This window comes from Paraburkholderia sp. EG286A (assembly GCF_040965375.1).
Taxonomy (GTDB): domain Bacteria; phylum Pseudomonadota; class Gammaproteobacteria; order Burkholderiales; family Burkholderiaceae; genus Paraburkholderia.
Window position 1 is genome coordinate 183,372 of record NZ_JBFRCB010000006.1, and the last position, 24,162, is coordinate 207,533.

27 protein-coding genes are annotated in these 24,162 nt (G+C 63.7%); 14 read left to right on the plus strand and 13 right to left on the minus strand.

Going from position 1 to position 24,162, the window contains the following annotated elements:
* Nucleotides 1-107: 107 nt before the first annotated feature.
* The 5 genes from AB4Y35_RS27750 (at nt 108) to AB4Y35_RS27770 (ending at nt 4,657) form a co-directional block, all read left to right on the plus strand.
* Nucleotides 108-1,136, plus strand: coding sequence for a LacI family DNA-binding transcriptional regulator (locus tag AB4Y35_RS27750; RefSeq protein ID WP_368706878.1), 1,029 nt, complete (start codon nt 108-110; stop codon nt 1,134-1,136).
* A gap of 75 nt (nt 1,137-1,211) precedes the next feature.
* On the plus strand, nt 1,212-1,799 hold the full coding sequence (locus AB4Y35_RS27755; RefSeq protein WP_368706879.1) for a flavin reductase family protein: 588 nt from the start codon (nt 1,212-1,214) through the stop codon (nt 1,797-1,799).
* Nucleotides 1,800-1,918: 119 nt separating this feature from the next.
* On the plus strand, nt 1,919-2,932 hold the full coding sequence (locus AB4Y35_RS27760) for an SLAC1 anion channel family protein (protein ID WP_368706880.1): 1,014 nt from the start codon (nt 1,919-1,921) through the stop codon (nt 2,930-2,932).
* A 58-nt stretch (nt 2,933-2,990) separates the two neighbouring features.
* The gene (locus AB4Y35_RS27765) at nt 2,991-3,626 is read left to right on the plus strand and encodes a TetR family transcriptional regulator C-terminal domain-containing protein (protein ID WP_368706881.1); all 636 of its coding nucleotides are present in this window, start codon (nt 2,991-2,993) and stop codon (nt 3,624-3,626) included.
* Nucleotides 3,627-3,673: 47 nt separating this feature from the next.
* Nucleotides 3,674-4,657, plus strand: coding sequence for an MDR family oxidoreductase (locus AB4Y35_RS27770; protein WP_368706882.1), 984 nt, complete (start codon nt 3,674-3,676; stop codon nt 4,655-4,657).
* A gap of 44 nt (nt 4,658-4,701) precedes the next feature.
* Here AB4Y35_RS27770 and AB4Y35_RS27775 read toward each other — a convergent pair whose 3' ends face one another.
* Nucleotides 4,702-5,568, minus strand: a complete 867-nt coding sequence (locus tag AB4Y35_RS27775) for a helix-turn-helix transcriptional regulator (RefSeq protein ID WP_368706883.1) — start codon at nt 5,566-5,568, stop codon at nt 4,702-4,704.
* Between the two features lie 204 nt (nt 5,569-5,772).
* Between AB4Y35_RS27775 and AB4Y35_RS27780 the strand changes: the two genes are divergently transcribed.
* Nucleotides 5,773-6,660 (plus strand): NAD(P)H-binding protein, encoded by an 888-nt coding sequence (locus AB4Y35_RS27780; protein ID WP_368706884.1) that lies wholly within the window; start codon nt 5,773-5,775, stop codon nt 6,658-6,660.
* Between the two features lie 74 nt (nt 6,661-6,734).
* Here the strand turns inward: AB4Y35_RS27780 and AB4Y35_RS27785 are convergent, their stop codons facing one another.
* The gene (locus AB4Y35_RS27785) at nt 6,735-8,438 is read right to left on the minus strand and encodes a hypothetical protein (RefSeq protein ID WP_368706885.1); all 1,704 of its coding nucleotides are present in this window, start codon (nt 8,436-8,438) and stop codon (nt 6,735-6,737) included.
* Between the two features lie 347 nt (nt 8,439-8,785).
* Between AB4Y35_RS27785 and pstS the strand changes: the two genes are divergently transcribed.
* A complete protein-coding gene (gene pstS / locus AB4Y35_RS27790; protein WP_368706886.1) occupies nt 8,786-9,823 on the plus strand; it encodes a phosphate ABC transporter substrate-binding protein PstS in 1,038 nt (345 codons plus the stop codon).
* Between the two features lie 58 nt (nt 9,824-9,881).
* Complete coding sequence (locus AB4Y35_RS27795) at nt 9,882-10,079, plus strand: DUF3562 domain-containing protein (protein ID WP_368706887.1); 198 nt, start codon at nt 9,882-9,884, stop codon at nt 10,077-10,079.
* Between the two features lie 42 nt (nt 10,080-10,121).
* Here AB4Y35_RS27795 and AB4Y35_RS27800 read toward each other — a convergent pair whose 3' ends face one another.
* The gene (locus tag AB4Y35_RS27800) at nt 10,122-10,349 is read right to left on the minus strand and encodes a hypothetical protein (protein WP_368706888.1); all 228 of its coding nucleotides are present in this window, start codon (nt 10,347-10,349) and stop codon (nt 10,122-10,124) included.
* Nucleotides 10,350-10,424: 75 nt separating this feature from the next.
* On the minus strand, nt 10,425-10,697 hold the full coding sequence (locus AB4Y35_RS27805; RefSeq protein ID WP_368692012.1) for a hypothetical protein: 273 nt from the start codon (nt 10,695-10,697) through the stop codon (nt 10,425-10,427).
* Nucleotides 10,698-11,085: 388 nt separating this feature from the next.
* Here AB4Y35_RS27805 and AB4Y35_RS27810 point away from each other — a divergent pair, with 388 nt between their 5' ends.
* Nucleotides 11,086-11,973 (plus strand): class I SAM-dependent methyltransferase, encoded by an 888-nt coding sequence (locus tag AB4Y35_RS27810; protein WP_368706889.1) that lies wholly within the window; start codon nt 11,086-11,088, stop codon nt 11,971-11,973.
* Nucleotides 11,974-12,008: 35 nt separating this feature from the next.
* On the plus strand, nt 12,009-13,178 hold the full coding sequence (locus AB4Y35_RS27815; RefSeq protein ID WP_368706890.1) for a GNAT family N-acetyltransferase: 1,170 nt from the start codon (nt 12,009-12,011) through the stop codon (nt 13,176-13,178).
* 24 nt (nt 13,179-13,202) lie between these two features.
* Here AB4Y35_RS27815 and AB4Y35_RS27820 read toward each other — a convergent pair whose 3' ends face one another.
* The 6 genes from AB4Y35_RS27820 to AB4Y35_RS27845 all read right to left on the minus strand — a co-directional run bounded on the left by AB4Y35_RS27820 (nt 13,203) and on the right by AB4Y35_RS27845 (nt 18,356).
* Nucleotides 13,203-14,555, minus strand: coding sequence for an MFS transporter (locus tag AB4Y35_RS27820; RefSeq protein ID WP_368706891.1), 1,353 nt, complete (start codon nt 14,553-14,555; stop codon nt 13,203-13,205).
* 157 nt (nt 14,556-14,712) lie between these two features.
* Nucleotides 14,713-14,997 (minus strand): hypothetical protein, encoded by a 285-nt coding sequence (locus AB4Y35_RS27825; protein ID WP_368707219.1) that lies wholly within the window; start codon nt 14,995-14,997, stop codon nt 14,713-14,715.
* Between the two features lie 237 nt (nt 14,998-15,234).
* On the minus strand, nt 15,235-15,465 hold the full coding sequence (locus tag AB4Y35_RS27830; protein ID WP_368692016.1) for a hypothetical protein: 231 nt from the start codon (nt 15,463-15,465) through the stop codon (nt 15,235-15,237).
* A gap of 205 nt (nt 15,466-15,670) precedes the next feature.
* Nucleotides 15,671-16,474: an alpha/beta fold hydrolase gene (locus AB4Y35_RS27835; protein ID WP_368706892.1), complete on the minus strand. Its 804-nt coding sequence runs from the start codon at nt 16,472-16,474 to the stop codon at nt 15,671-15,673.
* 5 nt (nt 16,475-16,479) lie between these two features.
* Entirely contained in the window at nt 16,480-17,700 is a 1,221-nt protein-coding gene (locus AB4Y35_RS27840) for a pyridoxal phosphate-dependent aminotransferase (RefSeq protein WP_368706893.1), read from the minus strand.
* Entirely contained in the window at nt 17,697-18,356 is a 660-nt protein-coding gene (locus tag AB4Y35_RS27845; protein ID WP_368706894.1) for an RraA family protein, read from the minus strand. The genes AB4Y35_RS27840 and AB4Y35_RS27845 overlap by 4 nt, the downstream gene beginning before the upstream one ends.
* Nucleotides 18,357-18,482: 126 nt before the next feature.
* Here AB4Y35_RS27845 and AB4Y35_RS27850 point away from each other — a divergent pair, with 126 nt between their 5' ends.
* The 3 genes from AB4Y35_RS27850 (at nt 18,483) to AB4Y35_RS27860 (ending at nt 21,895) form a co-directional block, all read left to right on the plus strand.
* On the plus strand, nt 18,483-19,415 hold the full coding sequence (locus tag AB4Y35_RS27850; RefSeq protein WP_368706895.1) for a LysR substrate-binding domain-containing protein: 933 nt from the start codon (nt 18,483-18,485) through the stop codon (nt 19,413-19,415).
* Nucleotides 19,416-19,546: 131 nt separating this feature from the next.
* Complete coding sequence (locus AB4Y35_RS27855; protein WP_368706896.1) at nt 19,547-21,493, plus strand: putative bifunctional diguanylate cyclase/phosphodiesterase; 1,947 nt, start codon at nt 19,547-19,549, stop codon at nt 21,491-21,493.
* A gap of 87 nt (nt 21,494-21,580) precedes the next feature.
* Nucleotides 21,581-21,895 carry a hypothetical protein gene (locus AB4Y35_RS27860; RefSeq protein ID WP_368706897.1) on the plus strand — a complete coding sequence of 105 codons (315 nt, stop codon included), beginning with the start codon at nt 21,581-21,583 and terminating at the stop codon, nt 21,893-21,895.
* 14 nt (nt 21,896-21,909) lie between these two features.
* On the opposite strand, the gene AB4Y35_RS27865 is transcribed toward AB4Y35_RS27860, so the two are convergent.
* The gene (locus AB4Y35_RS27865; RefSeq protein WP_342924842.1) at nt 21,910-22,323 is read right to left on the minus strand and encodes a hypothetical protein; all 414 of its coding nucleotides are present in this window, start codon (nt 22,321-22,323) and stop codon (nt 21,910-21,912) included.
* 317 nt (nt 22,324-22,640) lie between these two features.
* On the opposite strand from AB4Y35_RS27865, the gene AB4Y35_RS27870 reads away from it, so the two are divergent.
* Nucleotides 22,641-22,811, plus strand: a complete 171-nt coding sequence (locus AB4Y35_RS27870) for a hypothetical protein (RefSeq protein WP_368706898.1) — start codon at nt 22,641-22,643, stop codon at nt 22,809-22,811.
* Between the two features lie 8 nt (nt 22,812-22,819).
* Here the strand turns inward: AB4Y35_RS27870 and AB4Y35_RS27875 are convergent, their stop codons facing one another.
* Together AB4Y35_RS27875 and AB4Y35_RS27880 are read right to left on the minus strand one after the other, a co-directional pair.
* The gene (locus AB4Y35_RS27875; protein ID WP_368706899.1) at nt 22,820-23,194 is read right to left on the minus strand and encodes a DUF2158 domain-containing protein; all 375 of its coding nucleotides are present in this window, start codon (nt 23,192-23,194) and stop codon (nt 22,820-22,822) included.
* A 6-nt stretch (nt 23,195-23,200) separates the two neighbouring features.
* Nucleotides 23,201-24,031: a hypothetical protein gene (locus AB4Y35_RS27880; protein WP_368707220.1), complete on the minus strand. Its 831-nt coding sequence runs from the start codon at nt 24,029-24,031 to the stop codon at nt 23,201-23,203.
* Nucleotides 24,032-24,162 lie beyond the last annotated feature (131 nt).

A 24,162-nucleotide genomic window follows, 5' to 3' on the forward strand; every position in this document is an offset into this window, starting at 1 on the left:
CCGTGCAGGACGCTTAGAATGTAGTTGAATGAATTTCCGCTCTCAAACGGATTCTTGAGGAGAAATCCTCAAAACGAATCCTCTAATGAAAAGCACGGAAAGCACGCATGAGCACGAGACGCAAACCCACGATGGAAGACGTCGCGAAGGCCTCGGGCGTGAGCTATTCCACGGTCGAGCGTGTGTTGAACGGGCGAGGCGGCGTGGCGCGCGACAAGGAAGCACGCGTACTCGAATGGGCGCGCAAGCTCAAGATGGATCGGGCGCTCGACGAAGTGTCCGTGCGCTGGCTGCGCATCGCCGTCGTCACGCAGAAGCCCGATTCGCCCTACTACATCGCCTTGCGTCACGGCTTCGAACTGGCGCAGAAGTCGTTCGAAACCTACCGCGTGATGTGTCAGCTCACGTTCTTCGACGACCTCGAACCGAAGTCGCTCGCGCGCGTGATCGAGCGCGCCGCGCAGAAAGCGGACGCCATGATCGTCGTGGCGTACGAGCATCCCGTGGTGGTGGACGCGCTCTCGCGCGTGGCGCGCAAGATGCCGCTCGTCACGATTGCGAGCGATCTGCCCGACACGGGCCGCCTCGCTTACGTCGGTATCGACAACCGCTGCGCGGGGCGCACGGCGGGCGAACTGATGGGCCGCTTTCTGGGCGATGCGGGCGGCCAGGTCATGGTCATCGCGGGCCTGCGCACCTACCTCGGCCACGAGGAGCGCGACGGCGCATTCCGCTCGGTGCTGCGCAGCCGCTTTCCGGCCTGCGAAGTCGTGGCCACAGTGGAAAGCCGCGAAGACGCCGCCTCGACCGAACGCCTCACCCGCGACGCCTTTAAAAAGTACCCGGCATTACGCGGCATCTACAATCTTTCGGTTGGCGACGAAGGCATTGCGCGCGCACTAAAGGCGCTCAAGCGTGAGCACGCAACCATCCTGATCGGCCACGAACTCACCGCGATCAGCCGCTCGCTGCTCGCCGAAGGCGTGATGGACGCCGTGCTGGACCAAAGCCCATTCGTCGAAGCCGTGCGCGCCGTGGAGGTGATCCTCGCCCACTACAACCGCGGCGCAGCCGCGAGCCTGCCGTTGCAAACGCCGATGTCGATTTATCTGCAGGCGAATTTGCCGCCAGCGTGACGGCGTCTCGCCGCACGCCTGCGCTTTCTGAGGTAAAGTCGCTCGGGTTCCGACTCACTGCGAATCCAGCACCCGATGCAAACCCTCTCCACTTTCACGCCCGTGGCGCTCGAACACGCGAGCCGCCTCATCAATCACGGCCCCACGGTGCTCGTCACCAGCAGCGACGGCAAGCGCCGCAACGTCATGGCGGCCGCGTGGTCGATGCCCGTGGAATTCACGCCGCCGCGCATCGCCATCGTGATCGACAAGCGTACGTTCACGCGCGAACTCATCGACGCGAGCGGCACGTTCGGCGTGATCATTCCGGGCGCCGCCACAATCGATCTGACCTACGCCGTGGGCAACGTGAGCGGCCGCGAGACCGACAAGTTCCAGCGCTTCGATATCGCCGCCATTACGGGCCCGAAGCTCGGCTTGCCCCTGCTCGAAGCAGGCTGCTCCGCATGGATGGAATGCCGCCTGATTCCCGAGCGCCATACCGAAGACGCCTACGATACGTGCTTCGCCGAAGTGATCGCCGCCGCGGCCGACCCGCGCGCCTTCCGCAACGGCCACTGGGAACTCGACAGCAGCAACGCGGATCTGCACACGATCCACCATCTGGGCGCCGGCAATTTCGTGCGCGCCAGCGACACCATCAAGGCACGCGAACTCGCTTAAGCGCGCCAACGCGATCAGGTCGCTATGATCGCGTGTGGTGTGAAATCGCCACAATTATTTCGCATTGCATATATTTGAAAACATCCAACAGCGTGTTTTCAAACGGCCAGGAGCCACGCATGAGCGATCTCGATACGCCGGCCTCATTTGGCAGCCCCAAGGCGACCGCGCAAGCCGGACGACTCGGTTACCTGCCCGTAGCGCTGTTCGGTTCGGTCATGGGGCTTGCCGGGCTCTCGTCGGCGTGGCGGCTTGCGCACCGCATGTACGGCATGCCGCTGTGGATCGCCCAGTTGATCGGCGTGCTCGCCGTGCTGGCGTTCCTGATGATCGGCTTCGGCTACGCCGTGAAATGGGTCACTGGCCCCGATGCCGTGAAAGCCGAATTCAATCATCCCATCGCGGGCAATCTCTTTGGGACCCTGTTCATCAGCCTGCTTCTGCTGCCCATCCCGCTCGCCGACGTGAGCGTGCCATTCGCGCGGGCGGTGTGGATCGTCGGCGCAATCGGCATGATCGTGTTTGCGTGGTTCGTCATCATGCGCTGGCTCAGTCAGCGTCAGCAGCCGTCCCACGCCACGCCCGCGTGGATCGTGCCCGTCGTCGGGCTCATCGACATCCCGCTCGCCGCGCCCGCCATCCAGATCACGGGCATAGATGGCGTCCTGATGCTCGCGCTCGCCGTGGGGCTCTTTTTCGCCGTGCCGCTCTTCACGCTGATTTTTTCGCGTCTCATGTTCGAGGAGCCCATGGCCAACAATCTGCAGCCGACGCTCCTCATTCTGCTCGCGCCGTTCGCCGTGGGCTTCTCGGCCTATGTGACCGTGACGGGCGAAGTGGACCGCTTCGCCGATGCGCTCTACATGCTCACGCTGTTCCTGCTGACCGTGCTCGTCGGCCGGTTGCGCTATCTCGCGATCACCTGCCCTTTCCGGCTCTCGTGGTGGGCCGTGAGCTTTCCGCTCGCGGGCTCGGTGAGTTGCGCCGAGCGTTACGCCGATCATGCGCCGGGCCCCGTCACGCATGGCATCGCGATCTTTCTGCTCGCGACGGTCACGCCGCTGCTGCTCCTGCTGGCCGCCCGCACGTTGTGGGGCGTGCTGCGGGGAGAACTGGAAGCGCTGGCCCACTAGCAACCCGAACACATCGGCGCGCTTGAATTTTATAGACGATCGGTCTAATATCGGCGACATGGAACCGACCATCGCCAAACCGCGCCGCGGCAGACCGCCGAAAGACCCGCGCGCGCACGCCGACACACGCGAAACACTGCTTCGCGCCGGCATGGAAATGCTGACCGAACAAAGCTTCGCGGCAACGGGGCTGGATGCCCTGCTCAAGCGGGTGAACATTCCCAAGGGCTCGTTCTATCACTACTTCGACAGCAAGGAAGCATTCGGGCGCGAGTTGATGACCGCGTACGACGCGTACTTCTGCGCGAAGCTCGACCGCTGGCTGCAGGACGACACGCGCCCCGCCCTGGAGCGGCTCGGCGCCTTCGTAGAAGACGCCAGCAAAGGCATGGCCCGCCACCGCTATACACGCGGCTGCCTCGTGGGCAACCTCGGCGTAGAAGTGGACATCCTGCCCGACGACTTCCGCGACACGCTCGAACGCATTCTGCAGGGCTGGCAAGCGCGCATCGTGGCCTGCCTGCACGAGGCCCAGCGCGAAGGCGTACTCGCAAAGCGGATCGACCTTGCGTCGCTGGCCGCTTTCTTCTGGATAGGCTGGGAAGGCGCCGTGCTGCGCGCCAGACTCGTGCGCAGCGCGGCTCCACTCGATACATTTTTTAGAGGTTTCATCGCGGGGTTGCCGCGCGCGTGAGCCCGTGGCAACGCCAACCGCTTACTGTTTCAGGAGCAAGATCCATCATGTTCAAGGCCATTCTCGTTGATAAGGAATCCGGATCGTATGAAGCACGCATTGCCGAACTCGACGACGCGCGCCTGCCGGAAGGCGACGTGCTCGTCGACGTCGGCTACAGCACGCTGAACTACAAGGACGGCCTCGCAATCACGGGCAAAGGCCCGGTCGTGCGCAGCTTTCCAATGGTTCCCGGTATCGATTTCGCGGGGACGGTCGCGCAAAGCGCGAACCCTGCCTACGCGGCGGGCGACGCGGTCGTGCTCAACGGCTGGGGCGTTGGCGAACAACATTGGGGCGGGCTCGCGCAGAAGGCGCGCGTCAAGGGCGACTGGCTCATTCCGCTGCCGGCGGGCTTCACGCCGCGGCAAACGATGGCCGTCGGCACGGCCGGATACACGGCCATGCTCTGTATTCTCGCGCTGGAACGGCACGGCATCACGCCCGCGCATGGCGACGTGCTCGTCACGGGCGCGAGCGGCGGCGTGGGCAGCTTTGCCATCGCACTGCTCACGCGCCGAGGCTATCGCGTCGTGGCGTCGACCGGCAGGCTGCAAGAGGCCGAGTATCTGAAGCAGCTCGGCGCCGTCGAAGTCATCGACCGCGCCTCGCTATCGGAGCCGGGCCGCCCGCTGCAAAAAGAACGCTGGGCAGCCGCGATCGATTCGGTTGGCGGTCACACGTTGGCCAATGTCTGCGCGAGCCTGCGTGCGGATGGAGCGGTGGCTGCCTGTGGCCTCGCACAAGGCATGGATCTTCCCGCGACGGTCGCGCCATTCATTCTGCGTGGCGTGAGCCTCCTCGGCATCAATAGCGTCACGCGTCCGTTTGCGCAGCGGCAGCAGGCCTGGCACGCGCTAGGAGAGACGCTCGATCTGAAGCAGCTCGACACGATTACGCGAGAGATCGGCCTGGCCGAGGCCATTGCGGCCGCGAGCGATCTGCTCGCCGGGCATGTGCGCGGACGGCTCGTGGTGGACGTCAACCGGTAACGTGCGCAGCCGCGGCGATTCAACGCTTCACGATTTCGCCGCGTTCACGAACCCTTCGCGAACGCGCGCGGCGTCACGCCGAGAAGCCGCGTCATCCAGTGCGCCATATGGCTTTGATGCGCGAACCCCGCTTCGAGCGCCACCTGGCTCAGGCTGAGCTTGCCTTCGATGAGCAGCGCCCGCGCGCGTTCGACACGCCGCCGCACGACATATTGATGCACCGGCATGCCCAGCGTTTCGCGAAACAGGGCCTTGAAATGCGGCACGCTCAGGTCGGCGAGCGCGGCGAGTTCGCCGAGCGTGAGACGTTGATCGAGATGGCTCTCGATGTAGTCGGTCACGCGTGCCGCCTTGGGTGCCGCAAGCACGGCTGCGCCCCGGCCTTCTGATGCGCCCGTGCCGCCGAGCAGCCGCACGACCATCGCCGTGGCAATGCTCTCGGCGAATAGCGGATCGCACGCCGTTCCCGCATCGATCTCGGCCAGCAGCGCGCCCGCCAGCGAATTGATGCGCGGGTCGCGCAACTGGAGAGACGGCCGGATCTCGCGCTTACCCTGCGGGTTCTCCATCTGTTCCGCAATCGATCGCACGAAGCGGTCGTCGAACCACACGCGCAGAATCGTGCAGTCCGCGTCATCGGTCCATTCGCCTTCGACCCCGGCGGGCACCACATCCGCATCGCCGTGCGCCTGAAGCCGCACTTGCCGCCGGCCGTCGCACGCGCACCGCGCACGCACCGGCGTGCCGACATGGATGCCGATGCGGTGGTACGCCATTGCGGGCAAGCGATGCTGCCCCGCGCTCACACGCAGCAGTTCGGCGCCACCGCCCTGCCAGCCCAATCCGGCACTCGAGCGCAGGCTGACGCTCGTTCCAGCGTGCCGGTTCGATTCTGCAGTCAGTGCGCTCATGGGATTCCTTTTCAACGCTCAAGCCGTACGGGAATTCGTGCGATGTTTGCGGCCAGTTTACTGGATTACGGCCACGCTCGCGCACCGCGCAATGGTGGACGTATTCAATCATCCGTTTCTGCGCAACGCCATCCGTTCCTGCGCGCCATGCGGCGTGCCTCTGCCTACGATGACGCAGACCATGCAAACCAGGAGAAAGCGATCATGTTCGTGATTTTTGGAGCAACGGGAAAGGCCGGGCGCGTCACCGCCGCCGCGTTGCGCCGTGCGGGCAAGCCCGTGCGCGCCGTGGTGCGCCACGCCCGCCAGAGTGAAAGTCTCGCGGCGCTGGGCTGCGAAATCGTACTCGCCGATCTGACCGACGCGCAGTCGGTCGCGGCCGCGATCAAGGGCGCTCACGCCGTTCAGCTGCTATGCCCCGTTCCATCCGGTGATACGGACCCCGAAACGACCATGCGTACGATGATCGACGTCGCGACCGACGCCCTGCGCGAAAACCCGCCCGCCACGCTGCTCGCCATTTCCGACTATGGCGCGGAATTGCCGTTGAATACGGGCATCACGCGGCTCTATCACTACCTGGAAAAGCAGCTGAAGCCCATTGCTACGCAATTGGTGTTGCTGCGCTCGGCGGAACATATGCAGAACTGGGCGGCGTTCATTCCCGGCGCGCTCGCAACCGGTACGCTGCCGAGCCTCCATCTGCCTTTGGAGCGCCGCTTTCCCACGGTCGCCGCACAGGACGTCGGCGCAGCGAGCGCCGGGCTGCTGCTCGAATCGCATCAGTCCGGCGCGCCGAGAATCGTGAGCATCGAAGGACCGCAGAGGGTCAGCGTGAACGACATCGCGGCGGCACTGAGCGTTGCGAGCGGCCGCACGATCACGCCTCAGGCGCTGCCGCGCGAAGCGTGGGCACCCATGCTTCTCAAAGCCGGACTCAGCGAGAAACACGGCCGGCTCATCACCGATCTGTACGACGTTTACAACACCGGCCGCATCGACGTCGAAGCGAGCCGCAGCGAGCGGCGCTTCGGCACGACCGCGTTGAGCGACGTGTTCGGCCCACTCGTTGCGAAATTCAACCGCCAGTAGCGCGCACGCCGCAATGAGAAAAAAACGGCCGGGCGCTACGCACGCCCGGCCGTTCCCGGAAGATTACGCAGCAATCAGAACCATTTGCCGAACTGGCTGCCCGGCGCAAGCGACACCCCACGCAGCACTTCGCCGAAGCCCGCGTTGCGCAGCGTCACGAAGCGCTCGTTCGCAGCACCCGAAACCGTGGTGTTGCGCAGCACGTCGCGCACGGCGACGAGGCGATTCGGGTCCGCGCCCTGATCGCCGTTGCCGCTCACCGTCGAGGTGATCGCCCAGATCGTGACCGTGCCGTCCTGGCCGACGTGGCCCGTGATGTTACGCAGGCCGTCGGTGGCGGGCGACCACGGCAGGCTGGTCGCGCTGTTCGTGCCCATCGGATAACCGGCCACGGTGTACGAAGTCCCCAGATTCAGGCCGTTCTGGAGCGTGTAGGCGAGCTTCCACGACTTCGTGCCGGCGTTGTACACCCACTTCTGCAGGCCTGCGCCGGTCTGCTGCGCGGCGTGCGTGTACAGGTCCGTGCCGCCCGAATAACCATCGCCCTCGTCGGCCACATAGAGCGTATTCGTGTCGGCGAACCACAGGCCGAACGGGTACGAGAGCGTCGTCGCCGTCTTGTTCGGCGTAGCCGGGAAGCCCGCGAGCACGCATACGTTGCTCGGCAAGCCGCTGGTCGTCAACGTGGCGGCGTCGTACGCAAGCGGGTTGGACGGCAGTTTCGCGCCCGCCACCGGCACGCCTACGCCGCCCGAGGGGCACGCCTTGCCCGTGGTGTCGACGAAATACACCGTGTTCACGCCGTTGCTGCCGCTGCCCTTCGTGAAGTACACCACGTTGTTGAAGACGGTGAGCCCACGGTAGTTGTCGTCCTTGCCCACCTTGTCGGCCTTCGCACCGAGTTGCGTGACCGAGAAGCTCGCGAGCGGCGTGGGCGTGCCCGGCGTTTGCTGCGCCTCATGCTGGTGCGTCGCCGCGATGAATTGCGCACCCGCCCCGAGAATCACGCCTGCCGGCTGCGGGTTCGATCCGTTGCCTGCGTTGCCCACCGTGTAGTAAAAGCCGTTGCCTTCGCCGTTGTCCTTGCCGTTGTTGAGCAATGCGGCCCGGCCGTTATTGCCGCTGTATGCATTCGTCTCCGTAAAGGAGAAGTGCCCTTCGGCATCGAGCCGCGCCACCGCGCGATAGAACGACTGACCGTCCGGATTCGTCGGATCGATCGCGCCCGGCGTGTTCGAGTTCGATACGTCGATCGTGTTGACCGGCGCAACGTAGCCCATGAACGTCAGGTAGCGGCCGTCGCTCGAGAGGTTGAGCGCGAGTTCGGACTTGGAGCTGAAGCTCGTCACGAGCTGGTCGTGGCCATGGCCCGGATGCAGACTGTTGGGCACTTCCAGCGTGTGCACGACCTGGCCGCCCGGCGTAATGGTGTCGAGGAAAATGCGCGCCGTGATGCCGAAGCTCGGATCGTAGAGCACGTTGTTCCAGACAGCCGGATAGGTGCCATCCGTGGGCGCGCCGCCCGTGGGGCAGCTCGCCTGCGCGCTATTGCAATTGGGCGGCAGCGTCATGCCGGGGGTAACGTTGCCCGACACATTGTCGTAGACACTGCGGCTCACGACGAGCAGGCCCGAACCGCCGAAGAACGCGCTGGTATCTTGCGCGGCAGCGGCTGCACCGGCACTGGCACAAACCAGAGCAGCGGCAATGGCAAGACGGGAAGGACGCGCGGCAAAACAGGCGCCGCATAATGCCGGGCGAAGGGTATTGATGGCCATCTGTAGCGTCTCCGAAAGGAATTACAAGCGTTTTGTCAAGACGAACTTGGGGTCAATCCCGCTTACCGTAGCGAAATTTTGTGAAAGATTCGTTGCAGGCAATGCGGCTTCGTTTGCGCGTTTTCCTCAGCGGAAATCGACCGGCTCAGCCTGTTTTCCGATGCGGGAGATTTCGTTTGTTATCCTCATCATCTATTCGCGCACACAGACGCAACGCCTCGTCATAAAACCGCCGCACGATAGCAGGATTCAATTTGAATCCTGCCTGTCACCATCCTGTAATTGACAGTACGCGGACCAGACAGACTCCGCGACTTCCCAGAAAACATGAATAACGGGAGAGGCTCGTGAGACCATTGCGCCCCCTGATTGCCGCGCTCGTTTGCGGCGTTTGTGCGTTGTCGGCCCGCGCCGACGGCGTGACCGGATGCGGCAGCACGCTCGCCGCGCCCCTCTACACCCACTGGGCCACCGCCTACCAGAAGTCCGGCGGCGGCAAGGTGATCTACCGCAGTACCGGCTCCACGGACGGCATCAAGCAGATCGTCGCGCACACGGTCGACTTCGCCGGCTCCGACGCTCCGCTTACGAGCGAGCAATTGAGCAAGGACGGCTTGCGGCAGTTTCCCACCGCGATCGGCGGCGTGGTTCCGGTCGTGAATCTTCCGGGCATCAAGGCCGGGCAGCTGATGCTCAACGGCGAGGTGCTGGGCCAGATCTTTCTCGGCAAGATCCTGTACTGGGACGACCCGGCCATTGCGCGGCTCAATCCGAAGATCAAGATGCCCGACACGCCGATCGCGGTCGTGCGGCGTCTGGATGGCTCGGGCACGACGCTGATCTGGACGCACTATCTCTCGCAGGTGAGCCCCGAATGGAAACGCAGGGTCGGCGAAGGCACCAGTGTTCACTGGCCCCTGGGGATAGGTGGCAAGGGTAACGAAGGCGTCGCCACGTTCGTGGGCTACCTGCCCGGCGCGATTGGCTATGTCGCGTGGGACTTCACGAAGCAGAATCATCTGACCTACACGGCCATGACCAACGCGGCAGGCGCAGTCGTGCAGCCGGGCATCGAGAGTTTCAGCGCAGCGGCCGCGAATGCGGACTGGTCAAGCTCGCTCTTCCAGGTGCTGACCAATCAGCCGGGCAAGGACGCATGGCCCGTGATGGGCGCGACCTACGTGCTGTTGCAGGCGACACCGGACCACTCGGCGCGCAACGCTGAAACGCTGAAGTTCTTCGACTGGGCGCTCACGCACGGCGAGCCGACGATTCAGGCACTGGACTATATTCCGCTGCCTGCCGTGGTCGTGACGAAAATCCGCGCGCAATGGCACGACGATAAAGCCGACGACGTCGCAGCCAAAGCCGTTAGCGCGCAGTAGCGTCCACGTCCGTTTACGAGTGTTCTCACGCTGGCGCCTATGCGCCAGGGAGGCGTTGATGAATCGGGAAGCGGCCGAAGAACTCGTGAAGGCGATCGCGACGGAAACCCAGACGCCGCTCGAAATCGTCGCGAAGATGTATGAGCAAACGTGGGCCGAGTTCAGCGACGGCGCACGTGTCATGGATTATCTGAGCGTGCTCGTCTCGCGGCGCGTACGGGAGGACCTTCGCAACCTGAGCAAGAACGCGCACTGAATGCTCGCATGGCGTCATGCTGGCGCCACGCGCACGCACGAATCAACGCTTACTTGTTTTGCGCCGGCGGGAATCGGATTTACGGCAGAGGTCCGTCAAAACCCAGCGGGCGATGATCTCCGGACGATTCGTTCCATACTGCGCGAACTTGATTTCGTTTTCGAAGTAGACGATGACGCTTCCGGCCATGACGCGGTAAGCACCCGCGTAGTTCACGCCATCCAGTTCGACGCTCAGGGGATGGGTGGTTTCGTATTCTGCAAGAGCCAAGGTAAGCGCGGAAATGTCTAAATTATGACAATATCGTTTCGCGGCCCCATTGGTCAATTAAATATGCGTTTTGTTTCATATTGACGATCGCCGTCCCGATTTCAGTACATTACGGGAACCTGTCGCGCCTTTTAACGGGGCACGCATTAACGCCGCCTGACTCAGCCTGCCATACGGGCTTGCCGCGAACCACCGCTCGCCGACGGAAGCGCTCCAGGCGTTCACCCAGCGCGTCGCCATCATCTTTTCGGGTTCTGCTTCGGCATTCATCAGCCGCTTCATTGCCAGGCCAAGGCGGTGCATTGCATACCGCTTGCGGCGCGCTTCAGCATCCACTCGCGCGTTCATCGTCTCGCCTCTTCCGGTTGGGCATTGCATAGACAAAACCTGGAGACCCACCTGCACCGATACCTTGCGAAGCCGGAGCATGACTCCCGCCGAACCACGCGAGAACGCTCATTAAGGCACGGAAAAAAAGGCGGAAACATCAGGGAGAGTATTGAGGTAGTCGCCATGAAAGCGCTTTCGCCGGCCGGCGGGAAAAAGGGCACGCCACTCACGACGATCTGGCTCTCTGCTCACCACCCTACGCCGGCCATATGACACTCGTTAGTAAGCCACGAATTCCGGCCTTTTTGTCGAAATACAACCGATGAATGGCGGCGACCTGGCGACGCACCGCGCGATCATGACGGATCGGCAACCCCTTTCCAGAAGGTTCACAGCGCATCGATCCATGCGAACAACGACACACGGCGGCCCCCGATTTGCGCTCGGACGCGCACTGAAGCAACCGTTGCTGAATGTGGTGGCCCGGTTGCCCGACGGCGTGCAGCGCGCAATGTTCATCCCGCCGATACGGCGCATCTGCATTCGCGTTCCGGTGTTGCGCGCTGTGTATTCCGGCTGCCTGCGGCGCCACCCCATCGATCTCCTGTACGGCACGAACACGAGCGGACTGGTCGACTCCAACGCGCTGCAGCGCGACGCCGATCTCGCCGTCCAGCTCAGGCCATACATGGGCTCGCAGCCGACCATCATCCGCCGCGCGCTCGACACCCTCGGCGATATCACCGGCTATACGTTCATGGACATCGGTTGCGGTAAAGGCCGGCCGATGATCGTCGCCTCCGAGTATCCGTTCTCTTTGGCGCTGGGCTACGACATCAGCGCGGACCTCGTGCGAACGGCAAACGCGAACGCGGCCGTCATGGCGCGGCGCTTTCCGCAACGGCCGCCCATTCGCGCGTTGCACGCCAATGTCGCCGATCTGAAAGTGCCGGCGGGCAAGGTAGTCGTCTTCCTGTTCAATCCGTTCGGGCCGGAACTGATGGCGTCGCTGCTCGAGAAACTCGAAGCGGGCCTCGCGAGCGGCACCATCGAACATCTTTTCATCGTCTACGATAACCCCGTGTGCGGCGAAGTCTTCGATGGCTCCCGCCAGTTGCAGCGCTGGTTCGCCGGCGTATTTCCGTACGATCACGACGAAGTCGGCTTCGGACCCGAGGACCACGAGAACGTCGTCGTCTGGCAAAGCGTGCGCGGCGCGCGCCCTGACACATTCGCGGACCGCAATCGCCGCATTACGACGAAAGACCGCCTCAGCACTTCCATTGAAGGCTGAATCACAAGCACCACGAATTCATTCAGGAGACGCAAGTGCCGACCTCCGTCGTGGCGATATACGAGTCGTCGCCGGCTGCTTCCTTCCGGTACGCGTTGCGCACGTGCGAGACCGTCGATGCGTTTCGTGCCTTCGAACCCCAATGGCGTGCGCTTTTATCCGGAGCCGAGGGGTATTCGCCTTTCATCAGTTTTGCCTACTGCGAGGCAGCCGTCGCGGCGGCGCTGAAAAGCGGCGCGAAGGTCGAAGTCGCGACGGTGCACGACGCGCGTGACCTTCTGGCGCTATGGCCCGTCGTCATCACGCGCAAAGGCGCGTGGCGAACGGCCCAGGCGCTGGGCTGCGGATGCGGCGAGGAGTACGGCGGCCCGCTGATCGCCGACACCCGGCGCCCGGAACTTTACGATGCGGCGGTCCAGGCCGTCTTGCGGATTCGCGCCGACGTGCTCCACATTCCGATGCTCGAAAACGGCAGCGCGCTGCAACGTGCGCTCGACGCCGCCCCGCAGTCCTGGGTGCAGCGCGCGCTACCGCAGCGCTGGCGCGTGATGCCCGGCTATTCGATCAATCTGCGCGCCGCGCCCACATGGAACGATTTCCTCGCAACGCGGCACTCGACGCTGCGCGCCGCGCTGCGTTCGAGCGCGAAGCGGTTGCGGCGCGAAGGCGAAGTCAGTTTTGGGTGGTGCAACAGCGCCGAGGACACCGAACGCGCATTGAGGTGGCTATTCGCCAACAAACGCCAATGGGCGCTCAAGCGCGGCATCGAATCGCCCTATTTGATGGACGACCGCGTCCGCGACTTCTTCATCGAGCTTGCAAAGCGAACCGACCTGACCACCCTGCCGCTCGTCGCCTATGTGCAGGTCAACGGGCAGCCGGTAGCGGCATCGGTGAATCTCGTCGGCGCGCGCAGCGTCGAGTATTTGATCACCACCTATGACGAGGCGTTCAGCGTGTTCTCGGTGGGGAACCTGCTGATCGAATTCATCGCGCAATGGGCCCAGGCCCATGGCCGCGATTTCGATTTTCGACCGCTGCATGGCGACTACAAGGTGCGTTGGGCGGATCGCGAAACCAGGCACGAATCGCGCATCGTCGTGCTCAATGCACGCGGGCGGCTCATCGAGCTGGCGTTGTCATGGGCCCAGGCCAGGCGCGTCTATCGAAAAGTCACGACGCTCGTGATGGCGCGCCTGAAATGAGCCAATTGCGTCCGTAGACGCCGCTCACTGCCTCACCACACCGCCCTCGCCGTGCGTTTCGGTTTGCGGTGCATCGTCGAGCGTTTCCAGCGCCGGATTGTGATGGAGGACGAGCGCCGCGCCCGCGCCCACGAGCCCGGCTCCCGCCAGACATAGCAGGCCCGCGCCGAAGCCACCGGTGCTGTCCTTGATCCAGCCCATCGCGTAGGGGCCGAAAAAGCCCGCCAGATTGCCGAGCGAATTGACAGCCGCAATGCCGCCGGCCGCAGCCGCGCCTGAAAGGAACGCGGCCGGCAGCGTCCAGATCACCGGCAGGCAACCGAAAATACCGAAGCCCGCGATGGAAAGCGCCAGCATCTTGAGCACGGGGTTGTCGAGTCCCGCGGCAGCCGCAATCCCGGCGGCCGCGACGGCGAGCGCAAATGCGACGTGACGCTTGCGTTCCAGCCGGCGGTCGGAATGCCGGCCCCACAGCACCATCGAAACGACGCCCACCGCGTAGGGCAGCGCAGTCACGAAGCCCGTCTGCACATTCGTGAGTCCGAACGCCTTGACGATCTGCGGCAGGAAGAAGCTCAGGCCGTAATTGGTTGCGTTCGCACCGAAATAGATCAGCGCGACCGCCAGCACACGCGGATTGATGAGCGCCTCCAGCACGCTGAACGTGCGCACCTTCTCGCGATGACGGCGCTCCTGCGCCTGGCGATCGACGAGCCAGCGGCGCTCGTCGTCGGCGAGCCAGCGGGCGTCGGCGGGTTTGTCGGTCAGATAGAACAGCACGCACACAGAGAGCACGAGCGCGGGTATCGCCTCGATCAGGTAGACCCACTGCCAGCCCGCCAGCCCCCCTCTGCCGTCGAGCGACAGCAGCGAGCCGGAAACCGGGCCGCCGATCACCGTCGACAAGGGAATGGCCGCCATGAAATAGCCCACCACGCGGGCGCGGTACTTGGCGGGAAACCACAGCGTCAGCAGAAAGATGATGCCGGGGAAAAAGCCCGCCTCGGCGATGCCGAGCAAGATACGCAGTCCATAGAATACGTGCGCGTTCGACATGCCGGTGATGCGGGCGAGGTCCGGAATGAACGCCATCGCGCCCGCGATAATGCCCCACGTGAACATGATGCGCGCGATCCAGCGCCTTGCGCCGAAACGTTCGAGCAGCAGGTTCGACGGCACCTCGAAGAAGAAATAGGCAATGAAGAAGATCCCTGCGCCAAAGCCGAACGCGCTCGCGGAAAGATCGAGTGCCTTGTTCATCTGCAGTGCAGCAAAGCCGACGTTGACCCGATCGAGATACGCCACGAAATAGCAAACGATCAGGAACGGCACGAGCCTGGCCATCACGCGCGCCATGGTGCGGGTTTCGAGCTCCATCTCTGTCTCCTTCGAGGCCGGCTGCGCGGTGCGGTGCACCAGTCACGGGCCGGACCGTTCGTCCGTTTGGAATCGTTAAAGACTAGTCGCAAGCGGCGCGATACGAAAGGACGGTTCACATGGTGGGATATGGACCGGAAACGGCATGACAGCGTAGTTAGAGCTTCGGACAGGACAGCACTTGCAATGGCTGCGTGGCGACGCCGGGCTGGGCGCCAGGGGTCGGTGTGCCCTGCGGAGGCGTCGAAACGAGGCGCACGCTGTCTGGACCGGCGTTGGCGAGTGCGTACTTCTCTTCGCTGCCTTCGGGTTGCCAGTACGCGCGAAAAACGGGGCCATCGCTGAAAACGAGCAGCGTGCCGTGCGTGGCCTGCCCCGCGGAAACGAAATCGACCGGTTCGCCGCTGCGTAGTGCGAAGCCGCCGGCGGCGTTGCTCCCCACGAGCTTGCCGCACGGCGGCGCGGCGTCGGGTGTGGGAGTGGGGGTGGGATCTGCGCCATGTGCTGGCTGCGTCGTGAGCAACGCCACGCCGAGACAGGACGACAACGCGAGCGTAAGAGTCGTTTTCACGCGCAACCTCGTGAACTCGTCATCGGTCGTTTCGGGGCGCGCAAACCGCATTCCCGCGCGTGCAGGGGACGAATGGCCACACAGCGCCGGCCAGCCGGACGGCAAGCCTTAGAAGTCGCCGGCGTCCTTGCCGAGCGTGTTGATATCGATCTCGAGGGCGCGGCAGACGTCGCGCACGAACTCATCCATGGCAGCCGTGCACTCGGGGCTTCCCGCCGGGAAGTCCTCGGGGTTCTTCTTGCCTTGCGCGCGGCGGATGGCGCGAATGCTCGCCTCGAGCGCGCGCGCCTCTGCCCAGATGGGAGGTTTGTCGGGATAGTCGGGATGTTTGCGCGCCATGGCTGGTATTTCGGCAATGGCTACGCGAACTTTAGGCCGCGGCAACGAGCGAACGGCAGCACGCCCATATAGCTGAGGATGCCAAACGTTTGCGCCAACCTCATTGCGTTGCGACGGGCCGCGCTGCTGCCATCAATGCCGCCGTTATCCAATGCGCATCATGCGTAACAGCGGCGGGATCGTTTCGTACGCAACGCGCGGCCCGTCAAACGCGCCGCTGAAATCCGGCAATCGCCCGCCACATTGCAACCGGGTTCGAATACATGGGAAAGTGCCCGCAATCCGCAATTTCGGCCAACGCCACGCCCTCCTCGCGAATGTGATCGAGGTACGACAGCGCAGCGTTCTGCTGCCCGTACATGAACATGCGCGGAAACGGCAAACCGAGGAATTTGCGCATCAAGTCGCCGTTATCCGAGAGATCGACCATCGACCGGAAAATCGGCCCTACCGCCGCGGCCCTGACCTTGTAGCGCAAACTCGCGGCATAGAGGGCACTCGCATAGGCCGGCGCATGGCGCGTGCGCTCGATGAAATCGCTGAAGAAGCGCTCGGCGTCCGCATGCGGATACTCCACGATCTGTCTGCTGAGAAAGCAGTCCTCGGGCGCGATATTGCCTTCGATATCCACGAAGCTGAGCACGCGCTCCGGGTGCCGGTGGGCCAGCATGAGCGCCGTCAGGCCGCCCATGGAGTGACCGACCAGATGGAAGCGGTCGAAGCCGACCCGTTCGAGCACGGCGAGCGCGGTCTCGACGAGAAACGGTATGCCGACTTCCGAAAGATCGGCACACTGCGTTTCGCCGCAGCCCGGGGCGTCGTACGCGACGAACGGGTGCCCTTCGAACGCCGCGTATCGCACGATATCCGCGTAGTCTTCTTTCGTGGACCCGAACCCGTGAAGGAACACGATGGGCGCCTTGTCGCCGTCGCGATGGATAGCGGAAAGCTCGAGCGCCGTGCCATCCACATCGAACGAGAACACCGAACGGGAAAACTCCTGAGGCATCGTGATCACTCCGCGAGCGTGTGGCAAAAATTCTGGATGGCGGCGCAAGCGTGCCGCAACGACACGTCGTCCAGCGCATAGGCAATACGAATATACGGACCCAGTCCGAACGCGCTGCCGTGCACCGTTGCCACACCGGTTTCGTCGAGCAGTGCGCTGGCCACTGCTTCGTCATCCTGCAGATATGCCCCGCCTCGCGTCGTCTTGCCGATCAGGCCAGCGCACGAGGCAAAGGCGTAGAACGCGCCCTGCGGCGCTTCGCAACGCATGCCCGGCGCCCGGTTCAGTTGCTCGACCACGAGATCGCGCCGTTGCTGAAAGGCCCTGCGCGAGCGCTCGACGAAATCCTGCGGCCCGCTTAGCGCCGCCAGCGCGGCATGCTGCGAAATGGTCGATGCGCCGGACGTCTGCTGGCCCTGCAGTTTTTCCATCGCGTCGATGAGCCAGCGCGGACCGGTACAAAAACCGATGCGCCAGCCCGTCATCGCATACGCCTTCGAAACGCCGTTCATCGTCAGCACGCGCTCGCGCAACCGCGGTTCGACCTGGGCAAGCGTGAAAAATTCGAGCCCATCGAAAATCAGATGCTCGTAGATATCGTCGGAAAGCACGAGCACCTGCGGATGGGCGAGCAGCACTTGCGCAAGCTGCTGCAGCTCGGCACGGCTGTACACCGCACCGGTTGGATTGGATGGCGAATTCAGAATCAGCCAGCGTGTGCGCGGCGTAATGGCGGCGTGCAGCGCATCGGCGGTCAGCTTGAAGCCACTCTGCGCAGCGCATGGCAGGATCACGGCGCGGGCGCCGCACAACTGCACGATCTCGGGGTAGCTCACCCAATACGGCGCGGGGACGATGACTTCGTCGTCCTCATTGAGTGTCGCGGCGAGCGCGTTGAAGATCACCTGCTTTCCGCCGCTGCATACGAGTGTGTCGCGCCAGTCAACGTCGAGGCGGTTTTCGCGCTGGAACTTGCCGGCGATGGCTTCACGCAAAGCCCGCAGCCCTGCGACCTGCGTATAGCGCGTATGACCCGCTCGAATGGCGGCGATGCCGGCTTCGCATACGTGCTGGGGCGTGTCGAAATCCGGCTCGCCGGCGCTGAGCGAAATCACGGCTGCGCCGCTCGCGCGCCGTGCGGCCACACGGTCCATGACCTGGTAAGTGGCCGAAGGCTTCGCCGCCGCGAGGAAGCGGTTCAATGCGGGGAGGTTGGCGTCGCTCATCGAATTGCAATCGCCTCGAATTCCTTGTCGTGCATGACGTCCGCAACCGGGCGCCCGGCGCGCACCGCCGCCGCCATGCCGTCCTGGCGGCGCGCGATCCGCTCGCCCAGCGCCAGCACCGCTTCGATATGGCCTTCGGGAACGAACACCGTGCCGCATCGATCCGCGATCACATAGTCGTTTTCGTGTACGGTGACACCCGCCATTTGCACCGGCTTGCCCGAGTCGATCTGGACGACACGATTGCGCGCGCTGATCATCGTGACGCCGCGGCCATAGACCGGGTAGCCGATCGCCTCGCTGCCGTCGATATCGCGGCTCATGCCGTCGATGACCGAGCCGCGAATCTGCTTCGCCGTGGCGGCATTGGCGAGGATGTCGCCCCAGCAGGAAATGCCCTCCACGCCGCCCGCGATCACCAGCACGCGATCGCTCGTCGTAACCGCGTCGACGACGGGAGAGATCAGGTGCACGCCGGGTTCGGCGTCCTGCTTCGGCCCGAGCAGGACGGTGCTGGCGCGGCCGACGATCTTCGGACAGTCCCAAAGCGGACGCAGGCCGCAAGTCGCGCCGGGCAGGCCGAGAAAGTCGAGCGCATCGGAAACCGTGTTGGTGTCCAGTGACGCAAGTCGATCGAGGAAGGAAGGCGTGGTCATCACACTCGGCTCCGTTGAATACTCCGGCAATCCTCGCGTGGATCCGCTGATATGTAAATTTCGCATTTCGTATCTCGGTGATACGATTTCTGGAACAGCAATCGGCCACCGGAAAATGCGCTCACCATGAACAATACGATCGATTTCAGGCTGATACGGCAGCTATGGATGTTCCTCGCCGTTGCAGAGGAACAGCATTTCGGGCGTGCCGCCCAGCGGCTGAACATGTCGCAGCCGCCGCTCACGGAGCAGATCAAGGTGCTCGAGCAATCGCTCAAGCTGGAGCTGTTTTACCGGTCCCGCCAGGGCACGCAGCTGAGTCCGGCCGGCGCCGCGATACTGCCGGCCGTGCGCCAGTTCGCCGGGCAGGTCGAGCGGCTGGAGCGGGTCGTGCGCGAAGTCGCCGCCGGTCAGTCGGGTGTGTTGCATGTCGGGGCCATCACCTCCGCGATGCTCGAAACGGTGCCGCCCGTGCTGGACGCGCTCAAACGCGCTCACCCGCACCTGACCGTGCTCGTCAAGGAAATCGATAGCGTCGACGCCATTCCCATGCTCGAAGCCGGCGAACTCGATCTCGCGTTCGTGCGCATCGACGGCGAGGTGGGGAGCGGCATCGCCACCTTGCCACTGGCCGAGGACCGGCTGGCCGTGGCGCTGCCGAAGGACCATCCGCTGGCCGCCCTGCCCCGCGTGCGGCTGCAGGCGTTGGCTGGCGAGCAACTGGTGATGTCGTCGCGACAGGTCAGCCCGGTGTATTTCGACTTCCTGACTTCGGTTTGCCGCTCGCATGGCCTGACGCCACACGTCACGCACGAGGTGCGCTCCGTCACTTCGCAAGTTGCCTATGTCGGCTGCGGCCAGGGCGTGGCGCTCGTGCCGTCGTCGATGCGCAAGCTTGCGCCCGGCAATGTGGTCGTGCGGCCGCTGAAAGAAAAGATTGCGGTGGTCACGGCCGCGCTGCTGTGGAACACGCATCGTCATCACCCCATGGTCGACGAGGTCGTCACGTCGTTGAAGAAACGTAAGGCGCGAACCCTGGCGGTCGTGTTGAAAGCCTGATGAAAAATGGGGCGCGCGTCGACCATGAAAAGCACGCGCGTTGCCTCCAGAAATAACGCGAGCGGTCGTAAACGGGGGTATTACATTTCATTCCCGGCAGTTGCAGCGGGACCGCACCGACTCGCAAGACAATGTTCAACGTACTGGCCCAGTATTGGGGAACGATTCGGCGCACTTTCCTCGCCGGAAACAGCGCGGCCCTGAAGCTGGCGCAGTTGCGCGTGATGATCTATCAGCTGCCCATGATGTATGGGCTGCTGGTCGTCAACACGTGGGGCATGGTGCTGCCCCACGAGAACGAGATTCCCGCCTGGCAGGGCGTGATCTGTCCGCTCGTACTCACGGCATTTTGCTTCGTACGCGTCGTCTCCTGGCTGCGGCTCTCCAGGATGCGTGTCAGTGCGGAAGATGCGGCAACGATCCTGCGCAATTCCGGCAGGCTCGCCTGGGTCTTCTCCATTTCGTTCACGGTATGGTCGCTGTCCCTGCTGCCTCATGGCGGCGCGGCATTCAAGCTTCATGTCGCCTTCTACATGGCCATCACGGTCGTCGGCGTCATCTTCTGCCTGATGAACGTCATCAAGGCAGCGTTCACCGTCACCGCCATTGTCAACGGCGCCCTCGTCATCACGTTCCTGAGTTCGGGAAACGGTGTATTCCAGGCGATCGCCATCGATACGTCGCTGGTTTCGCTGGCGATGCTCGTCGTTGCGTTCACGCAATACAAGAACTTCGCGGATCTCGTGGCCACGCAACGCGAAAACAAGCGCCTCGCGAATATCGACAGTCTCACGAATCTCCCCAACCGGCGGGCCTTTTTCACCTCGCTCGACAGGCATTTCGATGCCGCCATGGCATCGGGCGGACGGCTCGCGGTGGGCCTCGTCGATCTCGACGGCTTCAAGTCCGTCAACGACATACACGGCCACTCGCTGGGCGACCACGTGCTGGCCGAAGTCGCGTCGCGCCTCGCCAAAGCGGCGTGCGGCACGATCACGCTGGCGAGGCTGGGCGGCGACGAATTCGGCATCATCGTCACGGACGACTGCACGGACGCCGGCCTCTCGCAACTCGGCCGCACCATCTGCGATGTTTTTCAATGTCCCATACTGGTCGGCGAGATTTCCGTTCGTCTTGGGGCGACGATCGGCTTTTCCACCTATCCGCACATTTCACGCAACAAGGCGGATTTGTTCGAAACCGCAGACTACGCGCTTTACGAGGGCAAGCGCCGCTCGCGCGGCTCGGTGACGATCTTTTCGGAGACGCACCGCAACGCCATCATTCGCGAGTCGCAGATTGCCCAGGCGCTACGCTCCCCCGATCTCGCCAGCGAACTCGATCTCGCGTTCCAGCCGATCTACTCGCTCGAGCGCCAGCGCACCGTCGGTTTCGAAGCCCTGGCGCGCTGGCGCAGCGCGTCGCTCGGCACGGTCCCGCCCGGCGAATTCATTCCCGCCGCGGAGCGCAACGGTGTCATCAACGGCTTGACCCTCGCGCTGTTTACCAAGGCGCTGGCCTGTGCGAAGCAATGGCCAGCGCATATCCGCTTGTCCTTCAACCTCTCCGCGCATGATTTCGCCAGTGAGTCCGCGGTGAAAGAGTTGGCCCGGTGCATCGTCAGCAGCGGCATCGACCCGGCCCGGCTCGACTTCGAGATCACCGAAACCGCGATGGCCAAGGACTTCGACCAGGTACAGAAGGCGGCCAAGGTGCTGCGCGCGCTGGGCTGCGGTTTGTCGGTCGACGATTTCGGCACCGGCTATTCGAGCCTCTCGTACCTGTGCAAACTTCCGCTCACGCGCCTGAAGATCGACAGGATGTTCGTGAGCGGTCTCAAGGAACGCACGACGGCGTTCACCGTGGTTCGCACGCTGCTCAATCTCAGCCGTCAGATGTCGCTCGACTGCATCGTCGAAGGGGTGGAAACGGCGGCCGAACTGCAGACGGTCGCGGCACTCGGGGCAACACTTATTCAGGGCTACTATTGTTCGCGCCCGATGGAGGCTTCGGCAGTGGCCGTTTTTCTGGAGCGTGAAAGCGAGGGCGAAGCGGTGGCTCGCCTCGCGGGAGAATGACGAGTAGTCCACATACCAGAATGGCTGCTGAACTGTTTGTGCGGCTGCGCCCGGCTTACGATGTGCCGGACAATCACGGAGCCCATCATGAAGCGCTTTCATATCGCACTGGCCGTTTCGAACCTCGAAGCCTCGATCGCAGACTATAGCCAGCGGCTCGGACAGCCACCATCAGCCGTCGTGCCCGGCCAGTACGCGATGTGGCGTACCGATCTCCTCAACTTTTCGATCAATGAGCAGCCGGCGCAAGCGGGAATGTTGCGCCACGTTGGATTCGAGGACGACGCGGCAACCGGCTATTCGAGCAGCGTCGACGTGAACGGTCTCGAATGGGAGTTGTTTTCGGCAGCCGAGCAGGACGCGCGCATCGTCAGCGCTTACGGGGTTCCGGTCAAGTCGTGACGAGTGCGCATCGCTTAGCCGGTTAAAGCGCCGAGGCAGCGGCCGCACGAACGCGCCTGGCCCAGTCGCAGGCGCCCGGCGCTCACGGTCACCTCATTGCCGCAATCGCACCGGCAAACCCACTTGCCATCGCCGGCATAGCGATCCGTCGTCAACTGGCCGAACACCTCGCCCCCCTTCAGCGCAGGCGAGCCCGGCCGCGACCGCCACACGCGGCGCTGCTCGCCGCAGCCGCAATCGCGCGTCTGGCCGCTCTCCACCGCATCCAGCGCGGCCGTGACGTGGGCGCCGCAGCGGCACCGCCAGAGCCACACGCCGGCACCGCGATATTGAAGCGCGACAAGATCGCCGAACGCGCGACCGGAAACGTCGCGATACGGCGGAAATGGCCATTCAGGCGGCAAGGGGGGACGGATACGCGGGTTCACGACAGATAGATGGGATTCGGCGTCCTGGTCTCAAGGGTGTCCGTTCGTCTTCGATGTGCGGGCGCGCGGCCCGGCAAAGAGGGGCGGATCATTCCGCACGGCGGGCGGGTCACCGCCTCGTTACGGGTTATTCGGGTATTTTGGCATCTCACGTCACGAATGATAAATCGTGAACGTCCTGGCAGCAGGGGCGCACGCGGTTGGAGCCGGCCAGGTTGGCCCGGCCAGGTTGGCCCGGTCAGGCCTGGGGTATGCGCATCATCGTGCGCACCGTAGACAGACAGATATCCGGTCTGATCTGATCAGCCAGGAGCAACATGATGTTTACCTTACCGATCTTTCTAATTGCTTTCTTCGCGATCATCGTGGCCATGCACCGCGGCGTGACGCGCAAGGCAGACTCGAAGCTCCGCGAGCAATTCGACGCGCAAGGCGTGGGCGGTGAGGTGTCGCGTCAGTTGATGCGCGCTTCGGGCTACAGCGTCTGAGTTTCCGACTACGCTGAAGCGAACTGAACCGCATCGGTACTGAACACGGCCCGAACGAGTTTGGTCGACTCGGGCGACTCGAACCATGCACAGGAAAGCTGCGGACCGAATGCCGTCGGCACGACCTGGTTCACCGTCATTAACGGCCCGCCTGAGCACAGGCGCACCGTCCTGCCTTTAAATCGCGCAGCAACCGAACTCAACGTCTCGGAACGCAAATCCCTGTGGATCGCACAAACTGCGGACATGTTTCCTCCCGGATGCTCGCGACTCGCTGACCAGGCGCCCACCGCTCTCGTCAACGACTGGAACCCGTATATTCGCCCTTGTCCGCATGCGCTGAATATAAAGTTTTCGCCTTCGTATCGGAACAAATTCGACATCGAAAGTCATTCGCGAACTTCCTGTTCGCACGATGCACTGCGCGCCAGCAAACGGACGCCCACCGACTCGCTGCGCAGCCTGCGGCGCTCGAGCGCGTTGCGCAACTGGCCCAGGATCAGCGTGCCGGCAATCAGCGCGAGATAGAGCGTGACGAGCGTGTGACGTGCGCCGTTGAGGGCCGCCTGATGGACGACGAGCGCGGCATCGACAGGCGGAAGCAGGTGGCTCGCCCCCTCGACGGCTCGCATCATGTGGATGAAGCCCCCTGCGGAAAGCAGCGGCAGCAGGATGAAGACGATCAGCAGCGCGAGCCGCATGCGACGCGCCCATGCATGGTGGCGCAAGCGGAACCACAGCCCAAGACATCCGTGTATCCAGCCGGGCGCTAGCAGCGCGAGTTGCAGACCCTGCGTACCGCTCGTCAGCAGCACGACGATGACGCGCTCGTAGTTGGGTTCGAAACCATAGAGCGAAGACGCGAGCCGGGTCGTCACCGCGTGGCGGATCAGCAGCAGCGGCAGGCTGAGCCCTGCCCACAGGCGGATCCATTCCGCGGGCGGCAGCGCCCAGTGGCGACGCCCGTATATCGTGTGCAGCGCCAGCACGAAATGCACCGATGCGGCGCCATACAGTGCGATCGTGCCGGGCGTGCTGCGCCAAAGCCGCAGCGCGAGGACGAGACCGTGTCCGGCAAGCTCGAGCGACCAGATGCCGAGCGCGTGATTGACCAGATGCAGAAAAAGATACGTCAGCATCACGAGGCCCGACGTGAGTTGAAGCCGGCGCAGAAGAAATTGAACGTTGATGCTCGCTGCGCTGGCGCGGCGACGGGTCATGCCGACGATGTCCATATTGGTTTCCGCCATTTCGTGTGCCACGCCTGCCATACCGCGAACCCACGCCGGTTATTCCCGCGCTCGGCTCGTGAAAAAAATCCGGGAATAAAACAGCGGCGCTCGCGGTATTG